Below are 11,816 nucleotides of genomic sequence, written 5' to 3' on the forward strand. Positions count from 1 at the left end.
CGAGATGAATGGAGAATGACCTATCAAAATTAGATGAAATCATAAATGCATTAAATAACAGGTTCTATGAGAGGGAAGCTGAGATTGAAGCAATTCTAATAGCGGTATTAGCTCGACAGCATATACTCATCATTGGTCCTTCGGGTACGGCGAAATCTGCATTAGTGACAGCGCTTGCGAAAATTATACAAGGTACAAAATATTTTCAGTGGCTGCTCACGAGGTTTAGTACGCCAGAGGAGTTATTCGGCCCTTTATCGTTGAAGGATTTGGAACGAGGTGTATACAAGCGGAACACAGAAACAAAAATGCCGGAAGCCGATATAGCGTTTCTAGATGAAATTTTTAAAGCGAACAGCGCCATTTTAAACAGTTTATTAACGATTATTAATGAAAGGGTTTTTTATAATGACGGAATGCCTATTCAAGTCCCTTTAATGTCAGTAATCGGAGCTTCAAATGAATTCCCGGAAGAAGGAGAGGGGCTCGATGCATTATTCGATCGTTTTTTACTTAGGTTTGAAATTGAGTATATAGTTGAAGATACGAATTTTATTTTCATGATGAAAAATGCAGGACGACATATGCAATTGCCAACCGTGACTATGGAGGAATTGACACGACTTCAGTTTCTAACAGAAAGAGTGGTTATTCAAGATGAAGTATACACGGCTATTTTAAAAATACGCAAAGAGTTGAGAGATGAAGGGATTCAACCGTCAGATCGGCGATTTCAGCAGTCACTGAGCTTACTCCAGGCGAGAGCGTTGATTCGAAAAAGAGAAGTCGTGTTGGTGGACGACATTATAATACTTGAACATGTCCTTTGGGAGAGGGTTGAACAAAGAGACACAGTATCATTCATTGTTCGTAGACATGCACAGGACACTGTTATTCAGAAACTCGATTCTATACAAACTGAAGCGATAGAAATTATTAACATGATATTGCAGGATAATTCGGTGGAGGCAAAAATGGAGGCAAATCAAAAAATAAACGCTTTAGATCTCGAATTGAATGAGTTGAAAAAGAGTCATAGAGAAAGGGAATCGGAAATCAATGTATTGCATTCCAAAGTAAAATCGATGCAGCAAGAAATTCTGAACTCAATTTTAGAGCCGATGTATTTTAATGGGGAAAATGTGAAGGGGGTGTTTTGGTGAGGGGGATTAAGGCCTACGATGAGAACAGTTCAGTATTGAATACGGATACTTTCGATAGAAGGCGTTTTATAGAGATTCTTGAAATCTCACAAAGCCTCCAAAAGCTTAGAGATGTATCTATATTGCCTACGTTTGAACCTTTGCTAGGTGATATTTGGGCTTCCTTATTTAAAATGAAACCATTGATAAAAGCAAAGGATGTTGAAGGTTTTCTTTCAGTTAATAAGTTGATTATGGAAGTTATTATGGCTGATGAATATTACTTATACTTTAGGAACTTTACCCGATTGCATGATTTGTCATCCGCCATTAGCACAATTGTATTTGGTGAGAAAATAAACCAATGGTTAGTTCGGAAAGTAGAGGGGGATGTGGAACTCCAAGAACAGCTGTGGCATTTTCAATTGCAAATAAGGCAAGTTCCTAAGTCTCTATTCCAAGAAAATGATCGAAAAAGGCAAACGGAAACAATTAATGAATTAAGTGCAGTATTAAAGCAAACGGTACAAAGTAATAGAGAAAATCTTTTACAAGCGATGGCACAAGCGCGACAAGAGTCTAAGCAGGTGAATGAAAACTTAAAATCTTTGTTGGGTGGTATAACTGCTGGAAATGTGGAAGCGGATTTAAGAAAAGTATCATTGCGCGATAAGATTTCACTGGCGGAGAAACTTGCATCCGACAAGAAAATGATAGAAATTGCAGATTGGGCGGGTCGATTCAAACGGATTGCTCGATTCAAACAAAAGTCAAAACAGAGCAAATCTATAGAAAGAAAAGGTATTTCAGTTGGAAGCGACATTGAAAACTTGCTTCCGGTGGAATATAGCTTTTATACCCATCCGTTAACGAAACTGGATTTTCTTCGCCGTTTTGCAGAAAACTACACTATGCAATTTGAACAGAGAGGGCTTGAAGTATTGAAGAAGGGTCCGATTGTACTTTGTCTCGATCAGTCGGACAGTATGAGCAGCCTTGACACCCAATCGAAAGGATTTACATTAGCTCTTATGTCGATTGCCAGGAAGCAGAGAAGGGATCTCTGCTTAGTGTTATTCTCTTCGCGTGTTCAAACTCACAAGTATATAAAAGGGAAAATTAGGGTTCCTGAAATAACTAGGCTTGCACGGACCTTTCTAGGTGGAGGTACGAATTTTTCACTAGCGCTTGAGGAAGCGTTACACGTCATATCCGAAAGTCGCTTTAAACAGGCAGATGTGGTCTTTGTAACAGATGGAGAAGACTGTCTAACGAATTCATTCTTAAAGTCTTTCAATGAGAAAAAACGTGAGAAAGCTTTCAATGTCCTCTCCCTCGTAATAGGATGCAATAGAAATACTGTGGAACAGTTCACCGATCGGGTTATCGAAATTACAGGGTTTGATGATGAAGGTAGTTTTACCGTATATGAAGTGTAAGAATGCAAATAAGTCTACATCCCTAAAAACGTGAAAAATGGCCATAATTTTAAAAACAAAAAAACAGACCCTAGGCATCCGGCCTAATAGATCTGTTTCGGAGAAATATCGTTGTTCCGACGATACTTCCAAGGGTTTGGCACCCAATGATTCCGACTGGGCTCGAACCAGCGACCTCTACCCTGTCAAGGTAGCGCTCTCCCAGCTGAGCTACGGAATCGGGAGATATGTGTTGCTTGCTTACTGCACATTTATTATTATAGCTAGTTTTTCATAGAAGTCAACACTATTTCTAAAAGTTTTTTCTATCCATGGAAAAAGGTAAGATGGAAAGTGAAGAGGTGATAATCATGGATAGACAATTTACAGTTCCGTTCATATATGACTTTGAAAGGGCACTAGAACGATTAGCGGGGGATCCAGTGAATGCAGTCGATTTGGAAAAACGAGAAATCCGCATTCCGATGGAAGAAGGGAATATCGTCACTCTCAGTGGCATCGGAACAACAGCTGCTCCTAACTTTACACTGAAGAATGCAGTTGACGAAAAACAAGTCAATAAGATAAAAACCATTTTTCATTTTGACCGCCCGTTGGATGCGATCGCTAACCATTTTGAGGGAACCGATTTGGAACAACTTTTTAAAGATCATGCTGGTACTCCGCTCATCCAAAGCTTTTCACTATATGGTACGCTAATGAAAATCATTATCCACCAACAGCTGAACTTGGCGTTCTCTCACGTGCTGACTATGCGCTTTGTGCAATCTTTCGGCTCACAGCAAGACGGTGTATGGAGATATCCGGATCCGGAATCGATTGCCGCACTTGAAGTGGACGATTTACGGAAGCTTCAATTTAGCGGAAGGAAAGCGGAGTATGTTATCGGATTGTCGAAGGCGATTGTAGATGGCAAGTTGGATCTCGAAAAGTTTTCAAAGTTGGACGATGAAGAAGTGACGCGGCAAATGGTGGTCCATCGTGGAGTCGGTCCATGGACTGCACAAAACTTCCTCATGTTCGGTCTTGGACGGCCAAATTTATTTCCATTGGCGGATATTGGGCTTCAGAATGCCTTAAAGCGACTATGGAATCTTGATCGCAAACCGACTGTTGACGAAATGCGAGCGAATTTTCCGATCTGGTCTCCCAATTTAAGTTATGCCGCGTTGTATTTATGGCGGAGCATAGAATAACAAAAAAGCTTCCCTGTCATAAGGGAAGCTTGGTCAATTAATGTGTATGAGTTTGGTGGGGACCTTGTTCCATTTCATGTTCGCTGTCAAAGTAGAGGAAAGTTTCATTGTCCAGGTCCGTGATGCGCTCCTTGTTGAGACCTAATGAAAGATTCCCTTCAAAAATTGTTTCCCACCAAGTTTCTGTCGTTGTCATGTTCATTTCCTCCATTTCATTCATAATTAGTTTGTGGTTATGTGATATGTCTTTACCCGTGAATGAGAGAGACTAAAACGCACACTATTGAAAAAGAATCGTTAGACCTATTGCTTGCTGACCTGTTTCATAAGCCGTTTTGCATTGTTATTATTAGCAGAAACGATCATATACCAGTAATAAAATCATGTATCATGTAAACATAGTATATGTTGGCGCATGTTTCCCCAAACTGCGTAATTGGTCGGAATTTGTCGGAAATGAAAATCGGTCCTTTTGCTATATTGACAATTAAGTTTGATGAAGGAGTAGGATTCCAATGGAGATAACTCGAAAAATCGATTCAATGATCACTTTTCAGCGGAATTTTTATAATACCGGAGCGACGAAAAATGTTGAATTCCGTATGGACATGCTAGAACGCTTAAAGAAGGCAATCAGTCACAAAGAAGAAGAAATATATGAAGCGTTACAGAAGGATTTAGGAAAAAGTCAATTTGAATCTTACGTGACAGAAGTGGGCTTTGTATTATCGAGCATTTCATTCATGATGAAGCATTTAGAAGAGTGGATGGAGCCGGAACAAGTAAAAACGCCTGCACATCTGCAACCTGCAAAAAGCTTTATCATTCGAGAGCCATATGGTTCTGTACTGATCATAGGACCTTTCAATTATCCATTTCAGTTAATTATGGACCCTTTAGTCGGCGCTATTGCGGCGGGAAACTGTGCAATTGTCAAACCGTCTGAAGCGACTGTACATACCGCGAAAATCATAAAAGACATCATCACAGAAATTTTCCCGCAAGATTATATACAAGTCGTTGAAGGTGGAATCGAAGAAACAACTGCGCTGATCCATGCACCATTCGATTATATATTTTTCACAGGAAGTGCAGCTGTCGGTAAGATTGTTATGAAGGCAGCTGCAGAACGACTGACGCCGGTCACATTGGAACTTGGTGGGAAAAGTCCTGTCATAGTTGATCAGACTGCGAATCTTAAAAGAGCCGCGGAACGAATTGTGTGGGGCAAATTCGTGAATAATGGACAAACTTGCGTTGCTCCTGACTTTGTACTCGTTCATGAATCAGTAATGAAAAAACTTCTTACGGAAATTATCGACTGCATCCATAATTTTTACGGTAAGAACAGTGCTAAAAGTGTTGATTACGGCAGGATCGTGAATATGAAGCACTTTGATCGACTCGCTAAAATGATTGATAAAGAAAAAAAGCATATCGTTTTCGGCGGAAAATCGGACCGAGATGATCTATATATTAGTCCGACGATATTACATGGTGTTTCATGGGACGGACCTGCGATGGAGGAAGAAATTTTTGGTCCGGTTCTTCCAATATTGAAGTATCAGAATTTAGGAGATGCAATCCAACGTATTAGACAAATGCCGAAACCGCTTGCTGCGTATCTATTCTCCGAAAACAATCAAGCGCAGGATTATTTCTTGGAACATCTATCATTCGGCGGTGGATGCATTAATGATACAGTTTCACACGTCGGGAATATTCACTTGCCTTTTGGCGGAGTTGGTGCATCCGGCATGAATGCTTATCATGGAAAGGCAAGCTTTGATTTGTTCACCCATTCAAAATCAATTTTGAAAAAGAGCACAAAGTTGCCAATCCGCCTCGGATATCCACCATACGGCAATAAACTCAAACTTGTGAAATCCCTAATGAAATAAAAAGATTAAGAGGCGAAGGATGCAGACTGCATATTCCTTCGCCTCTTAATGTAAAATATTATTCAGCTGCAGTTAGAAGATTTGTACTTTTATTCAATGAATGAATCGGAAAAGTGACGGTTAATTCAGTGCCGTTTTTTCGAAAGCCGTTAAATTCGATATTGCCGCCATGATCTAGAATGATTTTTTTCGTGATGACGAGCCCCAGTCCAGTAGCTCCATCCTTTGTGGAGAAGAATGGTATGAACAACTGTTTGAACGTCTCCTCATTCATCCCTTGACCGTTGTCAACCAATGTAATGGAAATCATATTATTAATAATCGAATTGTAAAATGTGATGTTTCCTCCATCATTCACAGCATCTATAGCATTTTTCATTAGGTTGATGAATACTTGTTTCAAGCTTTCTTCGTTCCCGAAAACAGTGGTCGGATACTCTGCTAAATAGAGCGAACAATTAATTTGTCGCATTTTCAGTTCCTCTTCAAAAAGGTCGATGACTTCAATAATTTTATTTTCAACGTCTATTTCTTTCCGCTGTTTAATATTCGGCTTCGACAAAATTAAAAATTCACTCGCAATTAAATTGATCCGCTCGATTTCACTTTCCATAATTTCTGTGTAGGCGCGGTACGGATTTTCTGGGTCTTCATTCATTAATTGCACAAATCCGTTCACCGATGTCATCGGGTTTCTCACTTCATGTGCGACAGTCGCGGCGATTTCCCCGATAGCATTCAGTCTAACCGCTTCAATTTTTAACCGCTCTGCTTGGAGCTTTTCTGTTATGTCACGGACGATGACGGAAAGTGCAATAATATTCTTCTCTTTATCAAAAATCGGCGCAATGGTCGTTTCTGCATCAAATATAGTTCCATTTTTACGCATCTCTTTTGTACGGATGTTTTTAAAGCTTCTTCCTTGCAATAAAAGTTTTTTTCGTTCGGCAATACCTTTACATTCGGAGGGAGGTGTCAATTTTATGTGTTTTCCGATACACTCCTCCTTTTTCCATCCGTACATTTCTTCGAACGCAGGATTGACAGCAAGCAATTTTTGATCGAGACTAAACACCGCTATCGCATCCTGAGCATGCTCAAAAAACGAGTCTAAATAGCCATCTTTTGATGATAGAGTTGCACTCATCACTTCTTTTTCAAAGTGAAGCTTTTTCAACTGTGGGCCGATTTTTACTACGAAAAAAAATAGGAGCAATAAGACAATTGAAAATAAGAAGCTGAAATGGATAACCATTTTTGCACTACTCATTGGGTGGAAGTATGGACCTAACACTTGCAATAAGACGGTCAATTCGACAGTCGTTAGCAATAGCATTGTTACATGCAAGTATTTGTCGCTGAAGATGAGTGACATGATGATAGGGAAAAATAAAAAGAAAAGATAAGGAAAGTCTGCATTGACGAACAGTAAGGCGAGAATATATATATTGCTTCCCAATATAATTAGCCAGCTTATGATCTTTTGATTGAGTTTATCGAAGTAAATTAGGCCAAAAAGACTGAAATTGTAAATAACACCGGCTGTGATTGGCAATATATATGTCGACTCTTCGAAAAAGGGAGAAGCAATAAGTTGAACGAAAACGATAAAACTGAATGAAATAATGAGATATTTATTTTTCATTTGAATGGGTTGACCGTTTTCCATTGATACACCTCGGAAAGTAGTAGTAATATAAGTATCATACATCATTTGTTTTATTTCGGAAACAGAAATTTCAGATAAACAAACAGGGGGAATTTATGATGCAACAATTTAACGAGACGAGGACAACTGAATTGTTGAAAAGGTTAGTGGAAACACCGAGTCCATCAGGTTTCACTACAAAAGTAATGCAAGTCATTATGGAAGAACTGGGGGAGATTGGGGTTCCTTTTAAACAGTCGAATAAAGGGGCAGTTATAGCTACTCTAACTGGGAAAGATGATTCGCGACATCGTCTGTTGACCGCACATACGGATACGCTCGGAGCGATGGTAAAAGAGATTAAAAGTAACGGAAGACTGAAACTGGCGATGATTGGCGGATTTAACTGGAATGCGGTGGAAGGTGAGTATTGCCATATACATACGGCTTCTGGGAAAGAAGTTCGCGGAACGATTTTGATGCACCAGACAACTGTCCATGTTTACCGCAATTCGGGAAGTGCAGAGCGGAATGCTGATAATATCGAAGTGCGAATCGATGAAAAGGTGACGAATGCAGCGGAAACAAGAGCGCTTGGCATTGAAGTCGGTGATTTTGTTTCATTTGATCCGCGGTTCGAATTGACATCGACCGGTTTTATCAAATCAAGACATCTCGATGACAAAGCGAGCACTGCACTTCTATTGGAATTAATTCGTTCATTGAAGGAAAACGGAACTGAACTGCCGCATACAACTCATTTCTACATCTCTAATAATGAAGAGATCGGTTATGGAGGGAATTCTAACATTCCGAACGAAACAGTTGAGTATATTGCTGTCGATATGGGTGCAATCGGTGATGGACAATCTTCAGATGAATATACCGTGTCTATTTGTGCGAAGGATTCAAGTGGACCTTACCACTATGCTTTGACGAGGCATTTGACTGCCCTTTGTGAAAAGGGAAGCATCCCGTTCAAGCTAGACATCTATCCTTATTATGGATCGGATGCATCCGCAGCAATTCGTGCGGGCTTCGATGTACGACATGCGCTGTTTGGTCCTGGGATTGAATCGTCCCATGCATTGGAAAGGACTCATGTCGATTCCTTGAAAGCGACCGCACAATTATTGCATGCTTATGTAACATCAGAAATGATGGACTAAGAAAAGCAGAAGGCGCTAGCGCCCAAAGTTAGACAAAGAAGGAGATTTATTAATGGAGACCTGTTATTTATTTTCAAGATTGCCAATTAAGAAGGTGGACGGGATTTTACCTGACACAGTCACGGACATAGCAGTCGATTCACGCTCTGTCAATGCCGGAGGAGTGTTTGTCTGTATAAAAGGATTTACCGTAGACGGACATGCTTACGTTTCTAAAGCGATTGACAACGGAGCGAGGGTGATTGTAGCTTCAAGTTCTGTCGAAGTCGATTTGGACAAGGTGTCGGTCGTCTATGTGGAAGATACGTCAAGAGCGGTCTCTTTGCTAGCACCACGTTTTCTGAACTACCCTTCAAAAAGGATGACAATGATTGGTGTGACAGGGACAAACGGAAAAACGAGCGTCAGCAATATGCTCCATTCGGTTTTACGTCATGCAGGCGAAAAATCTGCAGTGACAGGGACGATTGGCTTCAATTTAGACGGTGTTTTATTTGAAACTGAAAACACGACCGCTGATGTTCTGACGACCCAGCAAATGATCAAGCAAGCGGCCGATGCCGGATGCTCGACAATGACAATGGAAGTGTCATCACACGGGCTGGTCGAAGGAAGATTAGCTGGGACTGAATTTAATATCGCGATTTTTACGAACTTATCACATGACCATTTGGACTTCCACGGAACGATGGAGAATTACGGTCATGCAAAAGGACTTTTATTCGCCCAGCTTGGACAAGATCTGGAACAGTCGAAATTTGGCATTGTCAATGCCGACGACTCGTGGGGAGAGCGGATGAAGGAGATGACTTCATTCCCGGTATTTACGTACGGAGTTCACAACCACGCGGATTTCCGCGCGACGGACGTGAAGCTAACAGTGAATAGCACTTCATTTTACCTAGATTCACCCGCTGGAAGCTTCGAAGTCAAAATGGCGCTCATAGGCGAATTCAATGTATATAATGCGCTCGCAGTCATTGCGGCGCTATACGCAAAGGGACTAGATATGGAAATAATTCTAGAGGGACTTGCAGTCATCCCTGCTGCAAAAGGCAGAATGGAGAAAGTTGAAACGGAGTTGCCATTGACAATCTATGTCGATTACGCTCATTCACCTGACGCGATTGAGAAGGCGATCCAAGCGGTTCTGCCTTATAAAGATGCCGAGAGCAAATTGATCTTTGTCATTGGGACAGGGGGCAATAGGGATCGTATTAAACGTCCGATCATGGCGGAGAAGGCGTCAGTCGCCGATTATGTCGTTTTGACGACGGACGATCCACGTGATGAACCGTATGAGACGATTTTGTCGGAGCTAGCTGCGGGCATGCAACATGACAAGTACGCGTGCATCGGTGATCGCGAGGAAGCCGTCCGCCACGCTGTATCTGTTGCGGATGCAGGGGATATTATCATCTTTGCCGGAAAAGGCCACGAAGATTATCAAATTATCGGTAGAGAAAAACTACCCCACTCCGACGCCGACATCGCGCTGGACGAAGCGGAGAAGAAGTTTGGAAGAGGTTATATTGAAAAATAATAGAGGATGAAGAGCTGTCAATTTGGACAGCTCTTTTCCTTTTCGTAAAAGACTTACCGTAATGGAGAAAAAAATGTTGAAAATGATTTGCAATCTGTCTATGCTTAAAAAAGTGGAAAAGAAGGAGCTCTGACAAAATGCAAAAACCAATACATGAAGAGATCGCATCACGTCGCACGTTTGCGATCATTTCTCACCCTGACGCCGGAAAAACGACAATGACGGAAAAACTGCTATACTTTGGCGGCGCTATCCGTGATGCAGGGACAGTAAAAGGGAAAAAGACAGGCAAATACGCAACATCCGACTGGATGGAAATCGAAAAACAACGTGGAATCTCAGTAACTTCCTCAGTGTTGCAATTCGACTATGACGGCAAGCGCGTCAATATTTTGGACACACCAGGCCATGAAGACTTCAGTGAAGACACATACCGTACGCTCATGGCAGTTGATGCCGCGGTCATGATGGTCGATTCAGCAAAAGGTATCGAACCTCAAACGATTAAACTTTTCAAAGTATGCCGGATGAGAGGCATCCCGATTTTTACGTTCATGAACAAAATGGACCGTCAGGGGAAAGAGCCGCTTGAATTGATGGAAGAATTGGAAGAAGTACTAGAAATCGAATCGTATGCAATGAATTACCCGATCGGTATGGGTAAAGAATTCATTGGTGTCTATGACCGATACAACAACCGAATCGAACAAGCGCGTGTCGAAGGGGACAGCCATTTCCTTCCGTTGAATGAAGAAGGAGAGCTGGCAGTTGAACATCCGATGACGGATACTTCGTATTATCAGCAAGCGCTTGAAGACGTCATGCTTTTAAATGAAGCTGGCAATGAATTTGACGTGGAAAGAGTAGCCAAAGGAGAATTGACACCGGTATTTTTCGGCAGCGCCTTGACAAATTTCGGTGTGCAAACATTTTTAGAGACATTCCTACAGTTTGCGCCATCGCCCCAACCGAGAAAGACGAAAGACGATCAGCTTATCGATCCGAATTCAGACGAGTTTTCAGGTTTTATTTTTAAAATCCAAGCAAATATGAATCCTGCCCACCGTGACCGGATTGCTTTTGTCAGGATCGTGTCGGGCGGATTTGAAAGAGGAATGTCGGTCACTGTACCGCGGATTTCCAAAACAATTAAGTTATCGCAGACGACACAATTTTTGGCGGATGACCGCGAAACGGTAAACGAAGCAGTTGCAGGCGATATAATAGGCTTGTACGATACGGGGAACTATCAAATTGGCGACACTGTTGTCGGAGGGAAGTCTAATTTCCAATTTGAGTCTTTGCCGCAGTTCACGCCCGAACTATTCGTTAGGGTTACAGCGAAAAACGTCATGAAATCAAAGCACTTCCATAAAGGTATTCTTCAACTCGTCCAGGAGGGTGCAATCCAATATTACAAAACATTGCATACCGAAGAGGTTCTATTGGGTGCCGTTGGTCAACTTCAATTCGAAGTTTTCGAGCATCGGATGAAAAACGAATATAACGTAGATGTTCATATGGAGCATATCGGCAATAAAGTTGCACGCTGGATTGAAAACGAAAGCGATGTAAAAGAGTCTATGGCAGGGCAACGATCAATGCTCGTAAAAGACCGCTATGACAATTTAGTTTTCCTTTTCGAAAACGACTTTGCACTACGTTGGTTCGGCGATAAATATCCTGATATCCGATTGTACAGCTTACTATAATTAATCTGCCTAACCGGAAGACTCAGTCTTTCCGGTTTTTTTAGTTGCATAGCAAATGTTAAAACG

General features: G+C 41.4%; 9 protein-coding genes and 1 tRNA gene. 7 read left to right on the forward strand and 3 right to left on the reverse strand.

The window, feature by feature from the left end; genetic code table 11:
- The first annotated feature begins 8 nt into the window (after window positions 1-8).
- On the forward strand, window positions 9-1,163 hold the full coding sequence (locus ACR65H_RS14530) for an AAA family ATPase (protein WP_440501179.1): 1,155 nt from the start codon (window positions 9-11) through the stop codon (window positions 1,161-1,163).
- A gap of 35 nt (window positions 1,164-1,198) precedes the next feature.
- The gene (locus ACR65H_RS14535; RefSeq protein ID WP_440501181.1) at window positions 1,199-2,581 is read left to right on the forward strand and encodes a VWA domain-containing protein; all 1,383 of its coding nucleotides are present in this window, start codon (window positions 1,199-1,201) and stop codon (window positions 2,579-2,581) included.
- 147 nt (window positions 2,582-2,728) lie between these two features.
- Here ACR65H_RS14535 and ACR65H_RS14540 read toward each other — a convergent pair.
- Window positions 2,729-2,801: transfer RNA gene (locus ACR65H_RS14540), tRNA-Val, on the reverse strand.
- Between the two features lie 130 nt (window positions 2,802-2,931).
- Between ACR65H_RS14540 and ACR65H_RS14545 the strand changes: the two genes are divergently transcribed.
- The gene (locus ACR65H_RS14545) at window positions 2,932-3,777 is read left to right on the forward strand and encodes a DNA-3-methyladenine glycosylase family protein (protein WP_440501183.1); all 846 of its coding nucleotides are present in this window, start codon (window positions 2,932-2,934) and stop codon (window positions 3,775-3,777) included.
- 37 nt (window positions 3,778-3,814) lie between these two features.
- On the opposite strand, the gene ACR65H_RS14550 is transcribed toward ACR65H_RS14545, so the two are convergent.
- Window positions 3,815-3,973, reverse strand: a complete 159-nt coding sequence (locus ACR65H_RS14550) for a hypothetical protein (RefSeq protein WP_440501184.1) — start codon at window positions 3,971-3,973, stop codon at window positions 3,815-3,817.
- A gap of 319 nt (window positions 3,974-4,292) precedes the next feature.
- On the opposite strand from ACR65H_RS14550, the gene ACR65H_RS14555 reads away from it, so the two are divergent.
- On the forward strand, window positions 4,293-5,678 hold the full coding sequence (locus tag ACR65H_RS14555) for an aldehyde dehydrogenase (protein WP_440501186.1): 1,386 nt from the start codon (window positions 4,293-4,295) through the stop codon (window positions 5,676-5,678).
- Window positions 5,679-5,736: 58 nt separating this feature from the next.
- On the opposite strand, the gene ACR65H_RS14560 is transcribed toward ACR65H_RS14555, so the two are convergent.
- Window positions 5,737-7,347 (reverse strand): two-component system sensor histidine kinase NtrB, encoded by a 1,611-nt coding sequence (locus ACR65H_RS14560; protein WP_440501187.1) that lies wholly within the window; start codon window positions 7,345-7,347, stop codon window positions 5,737-5,739.
- 95 nt (window positions 7,348-7,442) lie between these two features.
- Between ACR65H_RS14560 and ACR65H_RS14565 the strand changes: the two genes are divergently transcribed.
- The 3 genes from ACR65H_RS14565 to ACR65H_RS14575 all read left to right on the forward strand — a co-directional run bounded on the left by ACR65H_RS14565 (window position 7,443) and on the right by ACR65H_RS14575 (window position 11,750).
- The gene (locus ACR65H_RS14565) at window positions 7,443-8,495 is read left to right on the forward strand and encodes a M42 family metallopeptidase (RefSeq protein ID WP_440501189.1); all 1,053 of its coding nucleotides are present in this window, start codon (window positions 7,443-7,445) and stop codon (window positions 8,493-8,495) included.
- A 52-nt stretch (window positions 8,496-8,547) separates the two neighbouring features.
- Window positions 8,548-10,038, forward strand: coding sequence for a UDP-N-acetylmuramoyl-L-alanyl-D-glutamate--2,6-diaminopimelate ligase (locus tag ACR65H_RS14570; protein ID WP_440501190.1), 1,491 nt, complete (start codon window positions 8,548-8,550; stop codon window positions 10,036-10,038).
- Between the two features lie 137 nt (window positions 10,039-10,175).
- On the forward strand, window positions 10,176-11,750 hold the full coding sequence (locus ACR65H_RS14575) for a peptide chain release factor 3 (RefSeq protein WP_440501191.1): 1,575 nt from the start codon (window positions 10,176-10,178) through the stop codon (window positions 11,748-11,750).
- Window positions 11,751-11,816 lie beyond the last annotated feature (66 nt).

The organism is Sporosarcina sp. SAFN-015 (assembly GCF_059415085.1).